A 26,186-nucleotide genomic window follows, 5' to 3' on the forward strand; every position below is an offset into this window, starting at 1 on the left:
TGGCGGCGATGCACGAAGGGAAGCGCAGAACACGAGAACGACGCCTCAGCGAGTAATCTCCGCCGCGATCATAGGCCCGAGCCGGTCCAGGACGTCGGCGTCCATGAGTTCGGAGTGGCGGCAGTCGAGTGTGACGACGCGAAGCTCCCCGCGGACGTGCTCGCGCCAGCCCTGCGAGGCGACACCGACCAGATCCTGTTCGGGCACCGTGGCGTCGACGAAGAACACCTCACCGTCATAGCGTCCGTAGTTCGCTTCGGCCGTGAATCGCTCTGCAGCGACATAGTTCTCGACGACCTGAGCAATCTGCGCGTCATCCAGGATCGCGATCGCATCACCGCTGCTGCGCACCAGTGCCACGGCCTCGTCCACGGTCACCCTGGCGCCGGGGTCGACGGCGAAGCCCATCTCCCGCAGCAGACCGCCCAGCACGGCCGCCGGATCGAAGTCGGCGGGCTCGACCGCTACATCGGTTCGCGCATCCAGCATCCCGACGAAGTCGACCTGCCGACCACGACGGGTGAGTTCCTGGGCGACCAGCAGTGCCATCGACCCGCCGAACGACCAGCCGAGCAACCGGACCGGCCCCGCGGGTGCCGTCGCGACGACGGCATCGGCGTACTGCGCCGCGAGTTCGCCGATGGTGGCCGGAAGACTCGCGCCGGAGAACAGCGGGGACTGCAGCCCGTAGATCGGAACATCCTGCGGCAGATACCGTTTCAGCCCGGCGAACTGCCAGCTGAGACCGCTGGCCGGGTGCAGACAGAACAGCGGCGGCTCGGTGCCGCCTGCCCGCAACGGCAGTACCGGCGCCAAGCTGTCGGACGCCTGCCCATCCTCGGCCAGCAGAGCGGCGACCTCGGCCACCGTGGGCGCCACCATCAGGGCGGCCACCGGTATCTCGACGGCCAGCTCCCGCCGGATCATCGCCGCCAGCCGCACCAGCAGCAGCGAATGCCCGCCGAGTGCGAAGAAGTCGTCGTCGATACCGGTGACGCTGACGCCGAGCACCTCGGAGAACAACGCGCACAGGCGTTTCTGTTGATCGGTCACCGCCGTCCGGCCGGTGCCCGCCGTCACCTCGGGTTCAGGAAGGGCGTTGCGGTCGAGCTTGCCACTGGGAGTCAGCGGGAACGCCGCCACCTCCACATAGGCCGACGGCACCATGTGGATCGGCAACGCCGCCGCCGCGTGTTCGCGAAGTGATACCGCTGCCGGGCCGGCCGGCACATAGTAGGCGACCAACCGGTCGCCGCGGACGACCACCCGGGCCGACGACACCGAGGGATGCGCCGCGAGCACGGTCTCGATCTCGCCCGGCTCGATGCGCACGCCACGCAACTTGATCTGATCGTCGGTGCGGCCCAGGTATTCCAGCTGGCCGTCCCGGCGCCACCGGACCAGGTCACCGGTGCGATACATCCGTGCGCCCATGTCGAACGGATCGGCGACAAAGGCTTGCGCGGTCAGCCCGTGACGATGCAGGTAGCCTTCCGCGAGCTGCACGCCGGCCAGGTACAGCTCCCCGGGAGCCCCCGCCGGCACCGGGTTGAGGTAGCTGTCGAGCACGTAGGCCCGCACATTCCAACCGGGCACGCCGAGTGCCACCGGGCCGCCGTCGGCGGTCCAGCCCAGGACGTCGACCGAGGCCTCGGTCGGGCCGTACAGATTGTGCAGGGGCACCGCGAAAGCCTCGGTGAACCTGGTGGCCACCTCCGCCGACAACGCCTCACCCCCGACGGTCACTCTGGTCAGGCAGGTGCACGACGTCGACCGCGGTTCCTCCAGGAAGAGCTCGAGCATCGACGGCACGAAGTCCACCGCAGTCACCCGTTGCGCCACAATGGTTTCCGCCAGATAGGCGGGGTCACGATGCCCGCCGGGGCGGGCCACCACCGCCGTCGCCCCGACACTCAGCGGCCAGAACACCTCCCACACCGAGGTGTCGAAACTGATCGGTGTCTTGACCAGCATCCGGTCCTCGACCGCAAGTGGGTAGGCGTGCTGCAACCAGGCAATGCGGTTGACGATGCCGGCGTGCGGCACTGCGACGCCCTTCGGCCGGCCCGTCGACCCGGAGGTGTACAGCACGTACGCCAGGGACGCCGGATCCACCTCGTGCTGCGGGGAGGTGGGCTCTGCGTCATATCCGTCCCGGAGGGCTCGCACAAACGCCGGATCGTCGAGCACCATGACCGGGCCGGCATCAGAGGCCATGTACTCCAGGCGGTCCGACGGATAGTCCGGATCCAGCGGCAGGAACGCCGCCCCCGACTTCGCCGCCGCCAGTAGCGCGACGATCAGCTCGATGGACCTGGGCAGCGAGATCCCGACGATCATGCCTGCTCCGGCGCCGTCCGCGGCAAGGGCCGCGGACAGCCGATCAGACCAGGCCTCGAGTTCGACATAACTCAGTTCGTCTTCGTCGTATACGACGGCGGTCGCGTCGGGGGTGCGCTGCGCCTGCCGAGACACCAACGTGCCCAACGCAACCGGATCGATTTCCTGAGACGTGTTGTTACGTCCCGCGACGAGATCGTCGTATTCACCGTCGCCCAGCACGTCGACGGCACCGATCGCGACAGCGGGATCGGCGGCCAACCGACCGAACATCGTGACCAGCCGGTGGGCCAACGTACGTACCGTCGACTCGTCGAACAGGTCGGCACTGTATTCGGCCATGATCGTGGCTCCGCCGTCGGCGCGCTCGTCGATCAGTGTGAAGCCGAGGTCGAACATCGCTGCGGTGACCGGCGGTTCGGCCCAATCGGTGCGCAGACCGAACATGGTGGAGTCCGCACCGTCACGCAGGTGATAGCCGATGAAGACGCCGAACAACGGGTTTCGCCCGGCGACCCGGGGCGGGTTGAGCTCCTCGACGAGCCGCTCGAACGGCAACTCCTGGTGCGCGAAGGCCGCCAGGTCGGTGTCGCGGACACGTGTCAGCAGCTCCTCGAAGGAGGGGTTGCCGAGGAGGTCGGCCCGCAACACGACGGTGTTGACGAAGAAGCCGATCAGCTCGTTCAACGCGGTCTCGGCACGCCCCGCGACCGGCGTACCGACGACGATATCGTCACCCGCACCGAGTCGGTGCAGCAGCACCGCGACGGTCGCATGCAACACCATCAGCATGCTGACCTGGCGTTGCGCGGCCAAATCCCGAAGTGCCGCAGCCGTTTCCGACGGAATATCGATGTGCAGGGCGCCCCCCTCGCCGCTGGGCCGGGCCGGTCGCGGCCGGTCACTGGGCAGCGTCAGTTCGTCCGGGGCGCCGGCGAGGGTGTCCCGCCAGAACTGCAGCTGTTGCTCACCGATACGGGCCAGTAATTCACGCTGCCACAGGGCGTAATCCGCGTACTGCACTGCCAGCGCGGGCAACGCCGAGGCCGTTCCGGCGATCCGCGCCTGATAGGCGGTGTTCAGATCCGCGACAAACGGTCCGTCCGACCATTCGTCGGTGGCGATGTGATGCAGCACCAGCGCCACCGTGTAATCGTCGGCGCCCACGCGAATGACGGTCACCCGCAGGGGAATCTCCATGCTGAGGTCGAAACGGTAATGCGCCGCCGCCGCGACCTCGGCGTCGACCCGCGTGGGGTCCCGCTCGATCAGCCGCACCGGTGGGCGGGCTCCGACCGGAAGGATGCGCTGGCACGGGACGCCATCATGTTCGACGAAAACCGTGCGCAGGGCTTCGTGCCGGTCGACCAGGTCACCGACCGCGCCGGCCAGCGCATCGAAGTCCAGGGCACCGCGGACCCGGAACACCAGCGGGTAGTTGTATGCGGCACCAGTCTCGCCGAGGCGATCCAGGATCAGCAGGCGTTCCTGCGCGGGCGAGGTGGGCAGCCGGTCGGGCCGCGGGCCGGCGACCAGTTCCGGCCGCGAGACCAGGACCGTGCTGGGCTCGGCTGCCAACCTTGCCGCCAGCTGAGCCACCGTAGGGGCGTCGAACACGTCCCGGATCGAGATCTCTAGACCGAGGGTGGCTCGGATTCCGTTGATCAGCCGGATGCTGAGCAGGGAATGGCCACCCAGATCGAAGAAATCGTCGTCCACGCCTACGTCACCGCAGCCGAGGATGTCGGCGAAGAGACCACACAGCGTTTCCTCGGTCGGCGACTGCGGCGGCCGACTGGCGCTGCGTTGGCCGGCCGGGTCCACCTCGGGGAGCGCCCTGATGTTCAGTTTGCCGTTATCGGTCAGTGGCAGCTCGTCCAGCACGGCGATGGCCGACGGCACCATGTACGCCGGCAGTAAGCCCTTGAGGTAGGTACGCAGTTCCGCGATGAAATCGGTTGCGCCATCGGTGTTCACCGCGGTCGACACCACATAGCCCACCACGCGATGCGAGCCCGAGGTCGTCGGGTCCGGCCGGGCGATCACGGCCGCCTGCTGGACCGCCGGGTGGGCGGCGAGTGCACTTTCGATATCGCCGAGTTCCACCCGGTAGCCGCGAATCTTCACCTGATCGTCGGTGCGGCCGAGGAATTCGAGGTTGCCATCCTGGCGGCGGAGCACCAGATCCCCGGTCCGATACATGCGACTGGCGCCGTGTGGGTCGAAGGGGTCCGCGACGAACCGGCCGGCGCTGAGCGCCGGTTGACCGAGGTAACCGCGGGCCAGACCGGCCCCGGCAATGTAAAGTTCGCCGGCGATACCGTCCGGCACCGGCCGCAGCCAGGTATCCAGGATATGCGCTCGGGTATTCCAGATCGCCTGCCCGACCGTCGGGGTGGCGCTGTCATCGGTGCCCCCGCCGAGGGTGTTGATGGTGTATTCGGTGGGGCCGTACAGGTTGTAGCCGTAGCTGGTGTCGCTGTCGCGCAGCCGATTCCACACCGTGGGCGACACCGCCTCACCACCGAGCAGGACCAGTACCGGTGGATGCCCGCCTGGTGCCAGCAGGCCCTGCTCGAAGAGCGATGCAGCGTAGGTGGGCGTTACGTTGACGACGTCGATCCGATGCTCGTGGCAGTACCGGACCAGTGCCGTGGCATCCCGGCGCAGATCCTCGTCACAGATGTGCACCTCGTGACCCTCGATGAGCCACAACAGTTCTTCCCACGACATGTCGAAGGAGAATGAAACGGTGTGCGCGATCCGCAGCCGGCGGCCACCGGCCCTGGCGATGGCCGGTGCGAAGATCGCCTCCCGGTGGTTGAGATGCATGTTCGTCAGGCCCCGGTGCGGGGTGACGACACCCTTGGGTTTGCCGGTCGAGCCCGAGGTGTAGATCACGTACGCCGGATCGTCCAGGCCAGGCGAGTAGCCGTCCCAATCCGTTCTGGCGGCGGCGAGCGTCGCCAGGGTGTCGGCATCGTCGAGCACGGTCACCGGAGACGATTGCGGTGTCACACCGACGATTCTGGAGGCGACGGCCGCTGTCGTGAGCACCGCCACCGGTTGGGCGTCGGTGAGCATCACGGTCAATCGCTCATCGGGATAGTCCAATTCCAGCGGCAGATAGGCCGCACCGGCGCGCAGCACCGCGAACAGGGCGACCACCGCATCAATCGACCGCGGAATACCCAGGGCAACAGTGCATTCCGACCCGATACCGCGGTCCCTCAGCAGCCAGGCGAGCCGGTTGACGCGCACGTCCAGCTCGCGGTAGTCGATACGGTCGGCACCGCAGACCAGCGCGGTCAGTTCCGTCGACCGATCGCTCCGTTCGGCAAGCAGATCCATCACTGTCGCCGCCGGCAGCTCGTGCCGGGTCGAATCCGCCTGGGCGGCTAATGCAGTGCACTCCTCGGGGAGAAGAATCGGCACCGCTGCGAGGGTTTCCCTTGAATCGGCCATCCCCAGCAACACGTGATGCAACCGGTTCAGCAGGCGTTGCGCATAGGCACGCTCCACCACGTCGGGCCGATACTCGAGCTTCACCCACAGCCGCCGGCCCGGGGAGGCCACCCAGGTCAGCGGGTAGTGCGAGGCATCGATCGAGTCATGTCCGGAGATACCGTATTCGGTCTCCATATCGGTGAATGTGTCGTCGTCGAGGAAGTTCTGCAGCACGTACAGGTTGTCGAACAGCGGGCCGCCACCGGACAACGCGCTGTCTCCTGCGCCGGTCAGCGCGCGCTGGATATCACCCAGCCCCAGATACTCGTGGTCCATCAGTTCCAGACGATCGGACTGCACCGCTCGCATCGTGTCGGCGATCGTCCGGTCGGGTACCAGCCGTATCCGGGTCGGCACCGTGTTCAGGAACAGCCCGATCACGGAGTCGATACCGTCGAGGTCGGTCGGTCGGCCTGCCACCGTCGACCCGAATACCACGTCCTGGCTTCCTGTTTCATAGGCCAGCACCAATGCCAGGCCGGTACCGATCAGCGCGTTGAGGGTCACCCCGGCCTCCCGCGCGGTGCGGGTGAGCTGCGCCGTCTGTTCGTCGGTCAGGGTGAAGTCCAGCCGTAACGCCAGAGTCGGTTCGGTGCCGACCGCGGCGGGTACCAGCAGGGTCGGTCCGGCCAGACCGCTCAGTGCGGTCGCCCACCGGTCGGCTGACACGTGGCGGTCCTGCGCGGCGAGCCAGCGCAGGTAGTCGGTGAAACGCGCCGACGGATCGGGCAGGCTCGCGGTGGACCCTGCTGTGGCGGCGGCATATTCGGCGAAGAGCTCGCGGAGCAGCTGCTCGCGTGACCAGCCGTCGAGCAGCAGGAAGTGATAGCTGAAGATCAGCCGGTCGGCTTCGGATGTCCGGACGACGGTCAGCCGCGCCAGCGGCGGTGCGGTGAGATCGAAGGTGCGCAGCCGGTCGGCCGCCGTGATCTCGGCGAGCCGCTCCGCGATGTCCTGTCCAGACAAGGCGCCGAGGTCGATCAGCTCGGGTTCGCAGACCGGATCGACGACGACCGCCGCGACCGGTTGCGGCAGATCATCAGCCAGGAATGCCGACCGCAATACCGGATTGCGCTTCATCACAGCCGAATACGCGGTTCGCAACGCCTCGATGTCGATGGGTTCGACGAAATCGAACACGTTCTGGACGATGTAGACCGCGGCCTGGGCGTAGCGAGCCTGGAAGTAGACCCCCTCCTGCAGCGGCGACAGTGGCCAGATATCTTCGACCGCCGTCGGTATGGCCGCTACCACCGAGTCGACATCGGCCTGAGACAGGCTGACCATCGGCAGATCCGACGGCGTCAGGGCACCCTCCGGCGATACCTCGCCCGCCAGTTGGCCAAGTTCCCGCAGCACCGTGCGCCAGTGCTCGGCGAGCTCGGCCACCCCCGCCTCGTCGAGGCCACCACTCGCCTCGCCGTCGGCGTACGTCAGTGTCGCCCGCAGCACCGGGCCGTCGACGGTGTCATCGCAGATTGCGTTGATCTCCAGCAGATACGGCGTACCCAGGTCGGGGTCTGGCTCGACCCGGAGGGCATCGACCTCCGGTGCGGAGTCCCAGTCGCCGCTACCGTCGGCGGTCCACCGGCCGAGATAGTTGAACAGCAGCTGTGGTGCGGGCAGCCTGCCCAGCGCGGCGGAGGTGCGGGGGTTGCAGTAGCGCAGCTGCCCGAATCCGAGACCGCCGTCGGGTACTGCCCGCAACTGTTCCTTGACCTTTTTGAGCACGGCGATGTGGTCCTCGTGCTCGCCGGCAGTAAGCCGCACCGGCGCGATCGCGGTGAACCACCCGACAGTCCGGGACAGATCGAGCTCGGCGCCCCAGCCGTCGCGGCCATGGCGTTCCACATCCAGCACCAGCGGGGCGTCCGGCGCTCCACCACGAGTTACCCGCCATCGCTTGATCGCGAGATGCACAGCTGCGAGGAGGGTTTCGGTGATATCAGCGTTGGCCAACGCGGGGACGGTGGTCAGCAACGGGGCCGTCTCCTGCGCCGTCAGGCGAATCTCGTGGTCGCGGGTCGCGGCCACGGTCAGACCGGTGGTATCGGCGTGCGGGTCGAGCTCGGCACCCGGAGCGAGGGTGTTCATCCAGTGCTCGAATTCCGCCAATCGGGCTGCCTGCTGGGCGTTTTCGTTGACGACCCGCGCATAGGACCGGATCGAGGTGGGTACCGGCGCCAGCGTGGCAGGCCGTCCGGCACGCACCTGGTCGAATGCCTCGTTCAGGTCCTCGATCAGAATTCGCCATGACACGCCGTCGACGGCCAGGTGGTGGACGACCAGGAGTAGTCGGCCCTGGCGTTGCGATCCGCGGTCGAACCAGACCGCCGCGACCAATCCCCCGGTGTCGGGATTCAGCCGATCAGCGGCGGCATCGGAGTGCAGCCCGATCGCGTCGCGCAGCTCGTCGTCGGTGAAGTGCTCGGCATCGACCCGCCGCACCGAAACCAATGGTGCGGCGGCGACTTCCAAGGACCACAACATCGGCACGGGCCGATGCAGCCGCAGACCCAGAGCATCGTGGCGCCCGATGACGGCGTTGATCGCCGCGTCGAGGTGTTCCTGGGTGGCTCCGGCCGGACAGAGCAGCAGCTCGCTCTGGTTGAGTCGCGCCACAGTCCCGCCGAGTTCGGCCAGGCGCTGCACTATCGGGGTGAGCGTCACCTCGCCGCGGTCGGGTCCGGCATCGTCGGACGCGGCCGGCGCGGGGCCGGAGTCTCCGACCACGCCCGCCAGTGCCGTCGCCGTGCGGCAGACGAACACCTGCTGGGGTGTGATGCGGATGCCGAGGCGCCGGGCCCGGTTGACCAGCTGGATCGCAACGATGCTGTCTCCGCCCATGGTGAAGAAGTCGTCGTCCACACCGACTGCCGTACTGAGGATTTCGGTACAGATCGCGGCCAACTGCTCGGCCGTGCCGTCAGGCCGGCTCGCTGCGACGCTGGGGGCCGCGGGCGCTTCGGCCGGCGCGGGCAGGGCGCCACGGTCCAGTTTGCCGTTGACGGTCAGCGGGAGCGCCTCCAGGACGACCAGCACAGACGGCACCATGTAGTCCGGCAGCCGCTGCCCCAGCCGGGTGCGGATCTCGGTGATATCGATCGAATCGCGGCCGACGAGATAGCCGATCAGGCGGCTGCGACCCGTATCGTCCTGACGCACCGCGGCGGCCGCGTTCGCGATACCGGGCAGCGCGGCCAGAGCGGATTCCACCTCACCGAGTTCGATGCGGTAGCCGCGCACCTTGACCTGCTGGTCGGAGCGTCCGACGTAAACCAGCTCACCGCTGTCGGTCCACATCGCGGTGTCGCCGCTGCGGTAGAGCCGTTCACCGGCGCCGTCGAACGGATTCGCCACGAATCGCGTCGCGCTCAGCCCCGGCCGGCCGACGTAGCCGCGCGCCAGCTGACCGCCGGCGATGTACATCTCGCCGACCACCCCGGCCGGAACCGGTTGCAGCGCATCGTCGAGCAGGTGGATGCGCAGACCCGGAATCGGATCGCCGATCGCGGTCACAACGCCCTCGGCATCGGCCGCTTCCAGCGCACGATACGTGACGTGCACGCAGGTTTCGGTGATGCCGTACATGTTGACCAGCTGCGGCGACGCCGACTCGTGATGCCCGTACCAGGCGGCCAGCCGGCCCGCGTCCAGGGCCTCGCCGCCGAAGATCACGTACCGCAGCGCCAGTGCCCGGCGGTCGCGCCGATCGGCTTCGATCAGCGGGTAGAACGCCGACGGGGTCTGGCACAGCACGGTGACCCGTTCGGTGGACAGCAGCTCGGCGAATCGGTCCGGGTCCCTGGCGACGGCGTGTTCGACGATCACCAGGCGGCCACCGTGCAGCAGCGGTCCCCACAACTCCCACACCGAGAAGTCGAAGGCCGCGGAGTGGAACATCGTCCAGACGTCGTCGGGCCCGAAGTCGAACAGGGTTGACGTTCGTTCGAACAGGGCTGCGACGTTGCGGTGGGTGACGGCGACGCCTTTGGGCACGCCGGTGGAGCCGGAGGTGTAGATGATGTAGGCGGCGTGGTCGGCATGCACCGGGACGCCCACAGAGGGTTCGTGGCGGCTCGCCTCGTCGAGGATGACCACCGGGGTGTCGGCGGGCAGCGCGACGCCCGATAGCCGGCCCGGACCGTCGACCAGCACGCAGACCGGTGCCGAGTCGGCCACGATGTGCTGCAGACGTGTTGCGGGGGAATCGAAATCGAGCGGCACGTAGGTTCCGCCGGCCTTGATCACCGCCAGCAGTCCGACGATCAGGTCGACCGATCGGGGCAGTGCGACCGCCACCCTGGTCTCCGCCCGCACGCCGAGGTCCACCAGGGTGGCGGCAACGGCCGAGGCCCGCGCGTCGAGCGCAGCGTAGGTCAGCTGGTCGTGGCCGCAGGTTACCGCCACCTTATCGGCGAACTCCCGCGCCGCCGCGGTGAACATGTCAGCGAGATTTCGGTCAGGGCCGCAACGGGTTTCGCTACCCGCGACGAGGTCACGTTCGGCCTCGGTCCGCAGGTCGATGGCGTTGACCGGGATATCGGGGTCCCCGGCGAAGGCGGTCAGAATGCGCTCGATCCGCTCGGCGAACCGGTCGGCCTCCTGGGCGCTCACCCGGGCGGCGTCGTATTTGATCTCCACGGCCAGCTCGTCGTCGAGGTAGGCGACGAACGACACCGGGTAGTGCGGTGAGTCGGTACCGGTGAACCCGTGGAACTGCAGTGCCCTCGGGTTATCGGGCGCATCGTCGGTGACCGAGGGGAAGTTCTCGACCACCACCATGGTGTCGAAGAAGTCGCGGACCCCCGCGAGCCGGGCCAGTTCGGCCAGGCCCAGATGCTGGGCATCGAGCACGGCGCTCTGCTGTTCCTGCAGATCTGCCAACACGGCGGCAACCGGCGACTGCCGCTCCCACGACATCGGTACCGGAATGGTGTTGATCAACAGCCCGACAATCGCTTCGGTACCCGACAGTTCCCCACCGCGCCCGGACACCGTCGACCCGAAGACCACCCGCTGCCGCTGAAGCAGCCGGCCCAACAGTAGGCCCCATGCCCCGTGCAGAACGGTGCTCAGCGTGACGCCACGCTCGCGAGCGGTGCGGGTGAGCGTCCGGGTGAGGCCGCCCGAGAGTCGACGCACGGAACTGCGATGCTCGCCGACCATGCTCTGCTCGTCGACCGGGAACACGGTGGTCGGCTCGACACCGGCCAGCGCCGTCGCCCACACCGCTCGCGCCGCTTCCAGATCGCCGCCCCGGACGGTCTCGATGTGGTCGCGAAGTGTCACCGTCAGCGGCGACAGGGCGACGCCCGCCCCGACCGCGGCGTTGTAGTGCGCCACCAGGTCGCCGAAGATCACCGGGTAGGACCAGCCGTCGGCAACGATGTGGTGCATGGTCTGGATGAGACGGTGCTCGGTGGGGCTGAGGGACACCAGTACGTAGCGGACCAGCGGTGCGACCCCGAGATCGAAAGGGCGGGAAAGTTGTTCGCGGGCAACGGCTTCGATATCACCAGAGCTGATCACGTCGAAGTCGACGTGAGCGTCGGCCCAGATCACCTGCGCCAGTCGGCCGTCGTGGAGTTCACGGAAGCTGGCCCGCAGCGCCTGGTGTCGGTGCAGTACCGCGGCCACGCTGGCCCGCAATGCCTCCGGGTCGACCGGCCCGGACAGTTCGGCGATCTGCTGGATCCGGTAGGTGTCGGTGTGGCCGTCACCGTCCTCGGCGAAGGCGCCGTGGAAGTACATCCCTTCCTGCAGCGGTAGCAGCGGCAGTACGTCCTCTACCGGCCCCGACTCCTGCCAGCCGTCCAGGTCGGACTGCGCGACACTGACCAGCGGGAAGTCCGACGGGGTGTGTCCGGCCAGGGCAGCGCACCGGGTCAGCGCGGTCAGGGCGTCGGCCCACAGCGTGGCCAGTTCGTCGACGTCGGACGCATCCAGCAGACCGGCCGGCCACGACAGTGTCATCGTCAACGTGGTGCCCGCCGGCCCGTCCTCGGCCAGAGCGTTGATCTCCAGCGCCGCTGCGGGGTTGGTGGGATCGACACCCTCACGTAGGGAACCGATCTCAGCCACCGGCTCCCAGTCGCGGCCGCTGCCACCGGCGAACCGGCCCAGGTAGTTGAACAGGATCTGCGGACCGGCGCCACGGAGCGCGGGCGGCTCGGTGAGGTGTCGCAGCACGCCGTAGCCAAGGCCGCGGCTCGGTATCGTCCGCAGCTGTTCCTTGACCGACTTCGCGGCCGCCGCCAGTGCTTCGCCGGCGTTCAGTACCTCGGTCCACGGCACCGGGCCGGGGTCAATGCGCACGGGATAGATCGCGGTGAACCACCCCACCGTGCGGGACAGGTCGAGATGACCCGGGACCAGGTCGTCCTCGCGCCCATGGCCTTCCAGGTTGAGGATCGCCGCGGTGCAGTCACGGTGGCCGCGGTCGGCGCGCCACTGGGCCAACGCCAGGGCAAGCCCGGTCAGCAGGACATCGTTGACTCCGGCGTAGAAGGCTGCGGGCACTGCCGACAGCAGCGCCGAGCTGACCTCGACGGGCAGCGAGACACTATGACTGCGAACGGTTTCAGCGGTATCGATCACCGGGTCGAGTGCCCGGTTGCCGAGCTGCGGATCGGGAGTGGCCAGCACCTGGTCCCAGTACTGCGTCTCGGTGTCGAACCTGGCCGCGGCGATGGCCGTCGACCAGGTGCGGAATGAGGTCGGGACATCGTCGAGGCGATCCTCTGCCCAGGCTCGGGCCAGATCGTCGATGAGGATGCGCCAGGACACCCCGTCGATCACCAGATGGTGGACGACCAAGAGCAATTGACCGGCCTCACCCGGTGCGTCGTACCAGACCGCCCGGACCATACCCCCGGCTTCGGGTGCCAGTTCCGCAGCCGCGGCGGATGCCGCGGCTGCGAGATCCGGCGCGGTGAGCACCCCGGTCGTCATCGTCAGTACCGAGGCGGCCGTGGGATCCGCCGGTGCAACGTGCAACGTCCAGCCGTCCGCGGCGATGTCGAGGCGGGCCCGCAGCATGTCGTGGGTTTCCAGCAGTGCCTGCAGGACGAGTTCCATTCGTTCGCCGGTCATTCCGGCCGGAGTGGCCAGCACCATCGACTGGTAGAAGTTGGCCAGCGGGGTGTTCGCCTGCGCGGTTTCGGCGAGCATCGGGGTCAGCGCGATGGTGCCGATCCCGCTGTCGGGCTCGGCGGTGGCGGCCGGTGCATCGCTGTGGGCGGCGGCCAGAGCGGCGACGGTGCGGCGCCGGAAGACATCACGCGGCGTGATGTGCAGACCCGATTTGCGAGCCTTGCCGGAGACCGCGATCGAGGAGATGCTGTCGCCGCCGAGGGTGAAGAAGTCGTCGTCGATGCCGATGTGCGGCAATCCGAGAACCTCGCCGAAGATGTCCGCCAGCAGTCGCTCTCGCTCGTCCCGCGGGTCGCGGGACGAGCCGGCTGAGGGCGCAATGGGCTCGGGTAGTGCGCGAACGTCGAGCTTGCCGTTGACGGTCAGCGGTATCGCACCGACCACGCCGTACAGGGCCGGCACCATGTAGTCGGGCAGGGTCGCGGTCAGTGCGGTCCGAAGCTCGGCGGCCATGAGGGCCGCGTCGGAGGTATCACCTTCGGGCACAACGTAACCGACGAGCTGCTTGGCAGCCGACGATCGACCGGCTCGGGCGATCGCCACCGCCTGCCGCACGCCGGGCAGTGCGGACAGCGCTGCCGCGACTTCTCCGAGTTCCACCCGGTATCCGCGGATCTTGACCTGGTCGTCGCTGCGGCCGAGGAAGTCCAGGGTTCCGCTGGCGTCCGACCGGCGGGCCACCAGATCTCCCGTCCGGTACATTCGGCCGCCCTCCAGGAAGGGGTCGGCGACGAAGCGGTCCGCGGTCAGACCGGCCCGGTCCAGGTACCCGCGGGCCAAGCCGGTGCCGGCGATGTACAGCTCGCCCACCACGCCGTCCCCGACCGGGCGCAACCACGAGTCCAGCACGTAGGCACGGGTGTTCCAGATCGGCTGCCCGACGGTGGGGGTGGCGCTGTCATCGGTGCCGGCGCCGAGGGTGTTGATCGTGTACTCGGTCGGGCCGTACAGGTTGTACCCGGTACTGCCAGGGGTGTCCCGCAGGCGCCGCCAGACTTCGTCGGAGACGGCCTCGCCGCCCAGCAGGACGAGCGTCGGCGGATGTCCGCCCGCATCCAATAGGCCCTGCTCGAACAGGTGGTGGGCGTAGCTGGGCGTCACGTTGATCACGTCGATCAGGTGCGCCTGGCAGTAGGCAACCAAAGCCGTTGCGTCCCTGCGTAGCTCTTCGTCGCAGATATGCACCTCGTGACCCTCGACGAGCCAGAGCAGCTCTTCCCAGGACATGTCGAAGGAGAACGACACGGTGTGCGCCACCCGTAACCGGCGGCCCCCGGCCTTGGCGATGGCCGGCTCGAAGATCGCGCTGCGGTGATTGAGCTGCATGTTGGTCAGTCCGCGATACGGCGTCACCACCCCCTTCGGCCGCCCGGTGGATCCGGAGGTGAAGATCACGTAGGCAGGATGGTCGAGCCGCTGCGGCCCAGTACTTTTCGCGAAGGTGCCCAGTTCGTCGTCCGACAGCGGTGCCGTCGAGTGGCCGCCCAGCATCTGCCCGGCCTGGTCGAGGGTCAGGACGGCGCCGCCGAGACCGTCTTGGTGGTCGGCCAACTCCGTGCTGGTGCTGTCACACACCAGCAGTACCGGCCGGGCATCATCGAGCATTCCGGTCAGCCGGGCCAGCGGATAGTCGCGCTCCAGGGGCAGATAGGCCGCCCCGGTTCGCAGCACGGCGAACAGCGCGACCACCATGTCCACCGACCGCGGCAGCGCCAACGCGACGGTCCGCTCCGGTCCGGCGCCACCGGCCAGCAACTGCCGCGCCAACTGATTGATCCGGCCGTCCAGCTCGGCGTAGGTCAGCTGTTCTGCTCCGAAGACCAGTGCCACCTCGTCAGGGCAGCGCTGGGCCCGGTCGGCGAGGAGATCGGCGATGGTGTCCTCGCCGATCTCGTGTTCGACGCCGTCCCACCGCTCCAGCTGAGTGGCTCGTTCGCTCTCCAGCGTCAGGTCCAGGTCGCCCACAGCGGTATCCGGTTGCGCAAGAAGGGCTTCCACCGCCACACAGAATCGCCGCACCATCGCCGCGGCGGCGTCGGCGTCAACCACGTCGGGCCGGTACTCGAGTTTGATGCGCAGGCGCTCCCCCGGCGTCAGCACCCAGGTCAGCGGATAGTGCGTGGTGTCGACGAAATCGACACCGACGATGCCCTGTTCACGTTCGAACTCGGTGAAGGTGTCATCGTCGAGAAAGTTCTGCAGCACGTACAGCGTGTCGAACAGCGGTTGGTAGCCCGCGCTGCGGGTGATATCCCCGAGGCCGACGTACTCGTGCGCCATCAGATCCAGCCGGAAGTCCTCGACCCGCCGAAGCAGTTCGGCGACCGGCGCCGCCGGTGCTGACTGCACGCGGGCCGGCACGGTGTTGAGGAACTGACCGATCACGTTCTCGATACCGGCCAGCTCCGGCGGCCGACCCGCGACCGTGGTCCCGAATACGATGTCGGTGCTTCCGGTTTCGTAACCAAGTACCAGCCCCAGGGCGGCGGTCAGCACGGTGTTGGCCGTAGTCGCCTGGGTCCGGGTGTGCGCGTTCAGGCGCGCCGTCGTCTCCGGGCTCAGCTCCCCGTAGACCCGCTCCGGGAGCATCGGGTCACGACCGGCTGCATCGGGTGCCACCAGCGTCGCCTCGGGCAGACCGGCCAGCGCATCGGCCCACGCCCGGACCGAGTGGTTCTGATCCTGCGCGTCCACCCAGCGCAAATAGTCCACGTAGCTGCTGCGCGCAGGGGGCAGCGCACCGCGGATACCGCCGGAGTTGTACAGCGCGAACAGTTCCCGCAGTACCAGCTCGCGTGACCAGCCGTCCCACAGCAGGAAGTGGCAGGTCAGCAGCAGTCGGTCGCCCCGATCGGGCAGTCGGATGACGGTGAGCCGGACCAGCGGCGGCATTCGCAAGTCGAAGGGTTCGGCGCTATCGGCACGCATCACCTCCGCCAGGCGGGCCTCGGCGCGGTCCACGGACTGATCGGCAAGATCGACCACAGTCACGTTCGCTGGCACGAAGCGGCCCACGTATTGCACCGGCCGGGCCAGGTCGTCACTGGTGAATCCGGCCCGGAGATTGTCATGCCGGGACAGCAACGCACTGAACGCGGTGCGCATCGTGTCGACATCGAGGTGCCGGTCAAAATCGAAGACGTTCTGGGCCAGATAGGTGTTGACGTCGTCGGTGAACGTGGACTGGTAGTACACGCCTTGCTGCAGCGGGGACAACGGCCAGACATCCTGTACTTCGACCGGGCACTGCGCGACCAGGCGGTCCACCTCCTCATCGGTGAGACCATGCCAGGCCACCTGTTGGAGCCCCGTCTGTTCGGTTGCCGGGGGTTCGAGCCCCGTCTGTTCGGTTGCCGTACGGCGGGCCAGGGCATCCTCGAGCGCGCGCGGAGTCCGCAACCGGAACACCTCCCTGGTCTGCAGCGTCACACCCGCACTGGTGAGCCGGTTGACCACCCGTAGCGCCAGTAGGCTGTCGCCACCGAGAGCGAAGAAATCGTCGTCGATACCGATCGGGGTGTCCGCGTCGAGGCCGAGGGCTGCGGCGAACGTGCGGCAGATCAGGTCTTCGCGGTCGGTGCGGGCGGCAACGCCGGACCCCGATACGACTGGATCTGGCAGCGCTGTGCGGTCACGTTTCCCGTTGGGCAGCAGCGGAATATCGGCCAGCTCGGTCACCGTCGCCGGGACGAGGTGAGCGGGCAGCCGGTCGGCCAGCGCCGAGCGCACCGCGGCCGGGTCGAGCTGTTGCCCCGATCTCGCGACGACATAGGCGTCGAGGCGGGCGGCCCCGGGAGTGCTGGAACGTGCGAGGACGACAGCCTCGGAGATATCGGGCAGCTCGTTCAGCGCAGCCTCGATCTCGCCGAGCTCGACCCGGAATCCATTGATCTTGACCTGATCGTCGGCGCGCCCGAGGAACTCGACCGACCACTGCGATGTCCAGCGAGCGAGGTCGCCGGTGCGGTAGAGCCTCGCCCCGGCCGGGCCGACCGGATCGGCGACGAAACAGGCTGCGGTACTTGAACTCTGGCCGAGATAGCCCCGTGCCAACTGCACTCCGCCGACATAGATTTCACCGACGGCGCCGGGCGCCACGGGCATCAGGTCCGGCCCCAGCAGATAGATGCGGGTGCCGGGCACCGGCCGGCCCAGTGTCACCGCGCCGGAGACCGGTCCGGCGAGGACGTCGCCCGCGACTTCCGATGAGCCGTAGGAGTTCACGATCTCGGCATCCGGCGACACCAGCCGCAGGGCGGCGACGGTGGCGCTGTCGAGGAGCTCGCCGCTGCAAATCCACCGCCGGATCGAACCGAGCTGCGTGGGCGCCACCTCCGCCATCGCGGCAGCCAGGCTTGGCACCGCCAAAAGCTGGGCCGCCGATACGCTATCGGCCAGGGTTGCCAGCGCCGCGCCGTCCCTGGCGGTCTCCTCACCGGCGATCACCGTGGTGGCCCCCGCGATGAGCGCACCGAGCAGTTCCGTGGCGCCGTCGATGAGGCTCATCGAACTCTTGGCGACGCGGGTATCCCCCGCGGTGTGTGACCACGCCTCAGCGGCCCACGCCAACCGGTTCGCCAGTGCGGCATGCGTTCCCACGACAGCCTTCGGGCGACCGGTGCTGCCGGAGGTGTAGACGATCGACGCGGCGTCGTCGGGCTCGACTACCCGGGCTCCGGGCGGCTCGGCCTCAGCACCGATATCGACGGTCGGCAGGTCATGCGGCGGCAGTACCTGACCATCGGTGACGAGCACGCGCGGTCGCGCATCGTCGAGCATGAACGTGATGCGGGCGTGGGGATACTGCGGGTCGACCGGTAGATAGGCGGCGCCGCAACGCAATACCGCCAGAATCGCGATGGCCATCGCGTTGGTGCGGCCGGTGGCCACCGCGACGATGTCGCCGCGGGCCACGCCGGAGTGGACGAGCGCGCCGGCCAACCGGGCCGCGCGGTCATCGAGTTCGGCGAAGGTGAGTTGTCCGTCGGCGTCGGTGAGCGCCACGGCAGCGGGGGTACGGCGCACCTGGGCGTCGAACAGGTCCACCACAGTCCCCGGCCGGCCGGGCGCGCCGGCACCCGCCTCCAGGATCGCCCTCTGCTGGCCCGCGGTGATCAGTTCGATCTCGCTGCAGTGTGTTTCGTCCGATACGACGACTGCGGTCAGAATTCGCCGGTACAGCGCAAGTATCTGTTCGGCGGTCTCCGCGTCGATCGACGACCGGTCGTGCGTCAGCGCGATGGTGAACCGGCCGGCCGGTTTCACCATCAGGGTCAGCGGATAGTGCGGTGCTTCGATGACGTCGATCGATGCCACGCGGATCGGCGAGTCGAGGTCATCGGCGGCCGGGTAGTTCTCGATCACGATCAGCGAGTCGAACAGGTCGGCAACACCGATGGCGTGCTGGATATCGGCGAGGGCGACATGGTGATAGTCGACGAGCGCCGACTGCGTGTCGGCGAAGCGGCGGACCACCGCCTCGAGGGAGTCGGTCGACGCCCAGCGGGTCCGGGCAGGCACGGTGTTGATCAGTAGCCCGACCATGTCGGAGATACCAGTGACGTCGCTGCCGCGTCCCGACACCGTCGAACCGAAAACCACGTCCGTCCGGCCGGTCAGGCGGCCGATCGCGATCCCCCAGGCCGCGCCGACGACGGCGCTGACGGTGACACCGTGTGCCCGCGCCCAACCGGATATCCCGTCGGCGACGTCAGCGGTCAGGTCCATGCTGACCTTGCCGAAGCCCGTTTCCCCGGTTCGGCTGGGCGGCAACGCTTCTGCCAGCCGGGTGGGTTCGGCGACGCCGGTGAGTTCGGTGCGCCAGGCGTCCATGGCCGCCGCGACCGGGGCGTCGGCGATCCACTGCAGGTAGTCGCGGTAGCGGGGCGCCGCGGGTAGCGGCGCATCCGGATCGTCGTGGAGCGCGGCCAGTTCCCGCAGCACGATCGGCACGGACCAGCCGTCGGCGATCAGGTGGTGCACGGTCTGGATCAGCACATGCCGCTCGGCACCGACCCGCAGCAGCGCGTAGCGCATCAGGGGCTGCTGAGCGAGGTCGAACGGCTGTGCCCGCTGCTCCGCGGCGAGATCAGCGATCCGGCTCTCGGCCGCGTCGGAGTCGAGAGCGGTGACGTCCTCGAAATGCCATGGCACTGGCGGCGCCGCACCGACGACCGCGACGATGCTGCCATCGCCGATGGCGCGGAAGGCCGCCCCAAGATGGCGGTGCCGGCGGACCAGCAGATCGGCGGCCGCCCGCAGGCGGTCCGGATTCACGGGCCCGCGCAGGTCTACGACCTGTTGCACCACATAGGGATCGGCGTCGGCGTAAGTGGAGTGGAAGTAGATCCCGGCCTGCAGCGGGGAGGGCGGGAGGAGGTCGACGATCTGACGTTCGGGCAGCGCATCGATATCGGACTGGGTGATGGTCACCAACGGGAAATCCGATGGTGTCGGTCCGCTGACGGCCGCGCTGGCGGCGATCGCATTCAGTGCCGCGACCCACAAGCCGGCCAGGGTGTCCACCTGATCGCGGTCCAGCACCGCGGAGGGCCAGCTGAAGGTTGCTTCGAGCCGCGCGCCGGCCTGCGCACCGGTGTCCACCACGACGGCGTTGACTTCGATGACCCTGGGCAGCGGCATCCGTGGGTCCCGGTCCTCCGCCACGCCGTCGGAGGTGAGCGCCCACGGCCCGTCCGCCGCTGCGCTGAACCGGCCGAGGTAGTTGAACAACACCTGCGGGCTGACCGCCAGCTCGGGGCGGGGCCGGGCCGAGAGATAGCGCAGCGCACCATAACTGAGCCCGTTGCGCGGTACGGCACGCAGCTGCTCCTTGACGGCCTTAACCGCGGCACCGAGTTCGGGGCCACCGGCCATCAGCACCTCCCAGGCCGCGCTCCCCGGGTCGAGGTGTACCGGGAACAGCGTGGTGAACCAGCCCAGGGTGCGGGACAGGTCGAGATGATCGCCGTGGGCGCCGAGGTGCTGGGCTTCGCGGCCGTGCCCCTCAAGTTCGAGCAGCACCCCCGAACCGGCGTCGCGCCACGCGACCAGCGCCAGCGCCAGCGCCGCCACCAGCGCGTCGTTCACGCCGCCACGAATGGCGGCGGGCACCGGGCCCAGCAGTCGCGCCGTGGTGTCCTCGTCGAGGCGGATCACCAGCCTCGCCTCGGTCGCCACCACGTCGACGGCCGGGTCGAGCGCCCGGCTCCCGATCAGCCCGTCCGTTGCGCGGGCCTGGTCGACGACCCGCAACCAGTGGTCTTCGTCCTCGGCGAAATCGCCACGGGCGACCGCCGAGCGCAGCTCCGTCGACCATGCCCGGAAACTGGTGTCGGCCTTCTGCGGTAGCCCGTCGAGCGCGAGGTCCTCGGCGAGCAGCCGCAGCGAGACACCGTCGACGACGATGTGGTGAACCACCAGTAACAGGCGCCCGGACCGGTCCGCTCCGGCGTCGAGCCAGACTGCCTGGCACATCCGCCCGGCACCGGGATCGAGCCGGGCGACGGCCAGCGCGTGTTCGGCGGTGGTCAGCTCGTCGATATCGGAATCGACCGGTACTCGCCTCAACACGGCGTGCGCGGTGGCCGCACCATTCGGGGGCACCGTCAGGCCGGCGGGATCCACCGCGCTCAGGTGAGCTCGCAGGACGTCGTGGCAGTCCAGCAGGGCGTCGACCTTAGCCGTCAGGGCCGCCATCGTCAGCCCGGCCGGGGTGTGGAGGGTGACCGATTGGTAGAAGCCGTCCAGCGCGTTACCCACCTCGGCTAGCCACGCCAGGATCGGGGTAGCGCCGACTTCGCCGACCGCCTCGATCGGATCGGCCTTGGCTACCGCGATTTCGCCGACGGCCGTGGCCAGGGCGGCCGGGGTACGCATCGCGAAGATATCGCGGGGGCGCAGCTTCAGACCGAGTTTGCGCGCCCTGCTGATCAGTCCCATGGCGACGATGCTGTCCCCACCGAGGGCGAAGAAGTCGTCACCGGCGCCGACGGCCGGCACCCCGAGTAGGTCCGCGAAGATCGAGCAGAGCGACTGCACCAGTGGATCGTTCGGGACATCCGCATCGGTGGACAGTTCGCTGGGGGGCGGCGCCGCCGGCACGGGCAAGGCCCGCCGGTCGATCTTTCCGTTCGCGGTGACCGGGAATTCGTCGAGTACCTGCACGGTGCCCGGCACCATGTGCTCGGGAAGTCTCGCCGCGCACCATGCGGTCAGCTCATCCGGCTCGATATCGGTATTGGACACCACGTAGCCGGTCAGCTGTGCTCCACCGGAGGGAGTTTGGCGTAACACCACCGCGGCGTGCCGGACCATCGGATGGGCAGCGAGGGTGACTTCGATTTCTTCCAGTTCCACCCGCATTCCGCGAATCTTGACCTGGTTGTCGGCGCGGCCGAGGAATTCGAGCACCCCGTCGGCGGTCCAGCGGGCCAGATCGCCGGTGCGGTACATCCGTGAGCCGTCGTCGCCGAACGGGTTCGCGACGAATCGAGAGCCGGTCAGTGCCGGGGCGTGAATGTAGCCGCGGCCCAACAGGAATCCCGCGGCGTAGAGTTCGCCGCCGACACCCACGGGGGCCGGTCGGAGATCGTCGTCGAGCACGTAGAGCTGCGTGTGCGGGTTCGGGCGGCCGATGGACGTCTCGATCCGCTCCGCCTTGTCGCGGTAGATCACATGAGACACCCCGATGGTCGCCTCGGCTGGGCCGTAACCGTGGTACAGGGTCGTGCTCAGCTGGGCCCGGAATCGTTCGAACAGAGCGGGTGTGAGCACTTCGCCGCCGCACCACACGTGCTTGAGTCCGGAAAGTAGTGTCGTGCCGTCGGCCAGATCCAGGAGCACGTCGAGCATCGACGACACCAGGTAGACGAAGGTGACCTTCTCGGTGGCGATCAGCTCGAGCAGGTACTGGGGATCGCGTTCACCGCCGGGCTCGGCGACCACCACGTAGCCGCCGGATACCAGCGGGAGCAGAATCTCGTTGATCGAAATATCGAATGACAGTGGCGCTTTGAACAGCGACGCGTCGCCGGGGCCGAAGCCGAGGATCTCCTCCACCTGCCAGCTCAGGCGTTCGGCGATCGCCTCGTGCCGGATCATCGCGCCCTTGGGTTTCCCCGTCGAGCCCGATGTGAAGATGACATACGCCAGTTGACTACCGTCGATATCGACCGCCGGCGCCTGAGTGGGAAGGCCTCCGAAAGCCCAGCTCTCCAAGTCGATTTCGAGGGGGTTAGGATCGTCGTCGCCGCCCCCGCCGGGTGTGACGAGGACCGTGGTCGCCCTGGTCTCGGCAAGCACCTGCCGACGGCGTTGCGCCGGCCACTGCGGATCGACCGGCACGAACGCAGCGCCGGCGGCCAGCACGGCCAGCACTGCGACCACCATCTCGGCCGACCGCGGCAGCGCGATGGCGATCATCTGTTCGTGCACGACGCCGCGGTCGCGCAGCTGACGAGCCAGCTGGTAGGCCCGGTCGGCCAGCTCCCGGTACGTCAACCGGGTCTCGCCGGCGGCCACCGCCAACGCGTCGGGCGTGCGCCTGACCTGCTCGGCGAACGCCGCCGGAACCGTCGTCGTGCTGGTGGGCAAGCTTTGGTTGTTCCACTGCCGCAACAAGTTCAGCCGATCGCTCGGGGTCAGGCCGTCGTCGATCTCGGTTGTCGTCATGTCTGTGATTGCTCCGCGTAGGAATGCTGTGCCGCCCAGGCGCGCCACAGTTGGGCGTAACGTCCGCCCGCCGATACCAACTCGTCATGAGTGCCCTCTTCGACCACGCGACCATGCGCCATCACCACGATCCGATCCGCCGTCGCTGCCTGGGTCAACCGGTGGGCGATGACCAACGTCGTACGACCCGCGGTGACGGCGGCCGCGGCACGCTCGAGCTCGCGGGCGCCCTGACTGCCTGCCTCGGCGGTGGCTTCGTCCAGGACGGCGACCGAGGGGTTCGCCAGCATCAGGCGCGCGAGCGCAAGTTGTTGCGCCTGTGCGGAGGTGAGTTGGTGACCGCCCTCACCGACGATCGTGTCCACGCCCTCCGGCAGCGCGGCCACCCAGTCATCGGCGCCCACCACGCTCAGCGCGGCGCGGACCTCGGCATCGGTCGCGTCCGGATCGGCCAACCGCAGGTCGTCGATCAGCGGGCCGGCGAAGACGTGCACTTCCTGGCTGACGATCGCAATGTGTCTGCGTCGCTGCTCGGGCGACATCTCCCCCAGGGCGACCCCGCCGATGGTGGCGCTGCCCCGCTGTGGCGTCAACGAACCCGCGGCGATACCCGCCACCGTCGATTTGCCCGCACCGGTCGAGCCCACCAGAGCGACGCGCTGGCCCGGTTCGAGCCGGATGCTCACTCCGCTCACCACGGAATGCTCACCGTCGTAGCTGAAGTCGAGGTCGGTCAGCTCGAGCGACGTGTCGCTGGGCTCCGGCCCAGGCGTCGCGGGCGGCACCGCGGGGTCACCGGCGAAGTGGACCAGCCCGACCAGCCGCGCCAGGCTGGCGCCCGCATCCTGTGCCTCGTCAAAAGTGAAGAGCAGACTGCTGATCGGACTGAACAATCGATGGAACAGCAGCGCCGCGGCCGTGGTCTGGCCGACCGATACGGTACCGGTTTTGACCAGCCAGAAGCCGGTGATCAAGATTGTCGACAGGCCGATGAGTTCGGCCCGGTTTATCCGCCCGACGAAGCGGGTGAAGAGCGTGAACACCCCGATGGAGATATCTCGTACCCGGGCCGATGCGACCTCGACGGCGCTCTGGTGCTCGGCATGCATGTCATAGGCGTGCACGGTCGCCGAGCCGATCATGCTTTCCATCAGCACCTGCGACCGCTCACCGATCGCCTGGCGCTCCTCGGCATAGCGAGGTGCCGATCGCGGCAGATACCAGCGCAGCGCGAGCACGTAGAACGGCACCGCGACGGCCCCGGCCACCCCGAGCCGCCAGTCCAGGCCGAGCATCGCGATCAACGACAGCAATCCGAGCAGGACCGAGGCGAACATCGTCGGGATCACATCGGAGACCGCCTTCGCGATGGTCGCGACGTCCGTGCTGACCCGAGACAGGATGTCTCCCCGGCCAACTCGCTCGACCGTGGTCGTCGGCAACGACAGTGCGCGCTCGACGCCCGCCTCCCGCAGGTCAGCCAGTGCGACCGCACCGAGCCGGCCGATCAGGTAGTTGGACACACCACCGGCCAACCCGCCGACCAGGGCCGCGCAGGTGACGATGATGCCGATCGTGATGATCACCGAGACCGGCGACCGATCGATGATGCGGTCGACGAGCACGCCCAGCACGTAAACCGGCAGCACCGCCGTCGCAGCGGCGACCAGCCCGGCAATCACTGTCAGCGTGACCGAGCCGGAGCGCGCGCGTAATTCACGGCGCAGCCACCGCCAGGTCTCCCGGCCGGTGGCGATCGGCAGGATCGTCGGTTGACTCATCGCAGCACCGCCGCGCGATAGTCCTGGCGTTCCATCAGCTCCGCGTGCGAGCCCGTGGCCACCACCCGGCCGGCATCCAGCAGGGCGACCCGCGCCGTCGCGGCCAGTAACGCCGGGCTGCAGGTCACCACCAACGTCGTGAACTCCTGCCCCGGACCGCTGTGCCGCATGTCGATAATCCCCTGGGCCACTGCACTTTCAGTGACCGCATCCACCGCGGTGGTCGGCTCGTGCAGCACCAGTATCGGGGCGCGGCGCAACAGCGCCCGCGCCAGCGTCAACCGCTGCCGCTGGCCGCCGGACAGGCTGGCCCCACGTTCGGTGACCGTGTGCTCGAGACCCTTGTGGTGCACGTCGATGACGTCGATCGCGCAGGACGAGCGCAGTGCGGCGTCGATCGCGCCGTCGTCTGCGATGTCGGTGCGCGCTGTCAGGTTCGAGCGCAGCGAACCGGTGAAGAGATCGGTCCGGTGCGGTTCGACCAGCAGCACCCGATGCGACTCCGCCAGGTCGAGATCTTCCAGTGGCACCCCGCCAACCCGGACCCGACCGGTGTATTCCGCCGGCGGCAGCTGCCCCGACAACACCGTGACCAGTGCATCCGCATCAGCGGACCGGACCGCCACCACCCCGACCATCTCGCCGGGAGCAACCGACAGGGTGGCACCGTCGAGGGTGCCGTGGTGCACGTCGTCGAGGTCGAGCCCGTGCGGGCCGCCGGCGAGCGCTGCGGTGCCCGGCGCCAGCGCGACCGGCGCATCCTCGATCCAGCCGACCCGCTCCGCCGAGGCCCGGGCTTCGGCGATCCAGCTGGGTACCTCGGCCATGGTGGTGAACGGCTCCAGCAGGAACTGCGCGAGCCCGATGACGGTGATGAGTTCGCCGATCGAGATCTCGCCGCGCAGTGCGAACCACCCCGCCGTGACCGCCACACCGACCGCCAACAGTGCGCTCATTGCGTTCGAGAAGCCGATGAAGATGCTCTGCGAACGGGTGGCTCGCACCGTGGCCGTCAGAGCGTCCCGACTGACGGCCCGATAGCGCGCGGCGGCGGCATCCTGTGCGCCGATTCCGCTCAGCGGCCGCAGCCCGGCGACCAGGTCCGCCGACATCGCGGTCGCGCGACCGGCGAGTTCCTGCTGGTCGGCCACCCGACGGGTGATCACCGGGCCGCCGAACTGCAGTAGGAACAGGATCACCGGGGTACCGATCAGCACCACCAGGCCCAGGGGTATGTCGATGGTCAGCAGCACGCCGGCACAGACGACGATGGCGGTGACCGCGCCCGCGATCCGCGGCACGTAGTCCAGCAGGTAGGAGGTGTTGTCCGCGTCGGTGCTGGCAATGGACAGCAGCTCGCCGCTGCGCAACCGCGTCCGCAGCCGCCACGGGTGCAGAATCCTGACCGCGAGGTCGACCCGCAGTTGGTGCCCCTCGGTGGCGATCGCACGCATGAGGAACCGGGCGCCGCTCTGATAGCAGGTCGTCAATACGACGAACAGTGCCGCCAGGGCCGCCACCCACCCGACCAGCTGCCCGATATCGCCGGTCTCGACAGCCCGGCCGATGACCAGCCCGATCAGAATCGGGACCGCCGCCTCGCAGAGCTGATGGCCACAGATCAGCAGGGATCCGACCGTCAGCAGGCGGGCGTTACGGGTGACGGTTCGCCGCAGAATCGAAGCGCTGCGGCGCGATTGCTCTACCTCGGGCATCGCTGAGTCAGTCGAA

3 protein-coding genes are annotated in these 26,186 nt (G+C 68.5%); all 3 read right to left on the reverse strand.

The window, feature by feature from the left end; all coding sequences use genetic code 11:
• Positions 1-45: 45 nt before the first annotated feature.
• From H7J73_RS17970 to H7J73_RS17980, 3 genes are read right to left on the reverse strand one after another with little or no spacing between them, the layout of a single operon-like run.
• Positions 46-22,674: a non-ribosomal peptide synthase/polyketide synthase gene (locus H7J73_RS17970; RefSeq protein WP_264068905.1), complete on the reverse strand. Its 22,629-nt coding sequence runs from the start codon at positions 22,672-22,674 to the stop codon at positions 46-48.
• Positions 22,671-24,455, reverse strand: a complete 1,785-nt coding sequence (locus H7J73_RS17975) for an ABC transporter ATP-binding protein (RefSeq protein ID WP_264068906.1) — start codon at positions 24,453-24,455, stop codon at positions 22,671-22,673. Before H7J73_RS17975 ends, H7J73_RS17970 begins: the two co-directional genes overlap by 4 nt.
• On the reverse strand, positions 24,452-26,170 hold the full coding sequence (locus H7J73_RS17980) for an ABC transporter ATP-binding protein (RefSeq protein WP_264068907.1): 1,719 nt from the start codon (positions 26,168-26,170) through the stop codon (positions 24,452-24,454). The genes H7J73_RS17975 and H7J73_RS17980 overlap by 4 nt, the downstream gene beginning before the upstream one ends.
• Positions 26,171-26,186 lie beyond the last annotated feature (16 nt).

The organism is Mycolicibacterium komossense (assembly GCF_025822605.1).
Lineage (GTDB): Bacteria > Actinomycetota > Actinomycetes > Mycobacteriales > Mycobacteriaceae > Mycobacterium > Mycobacterium komossense.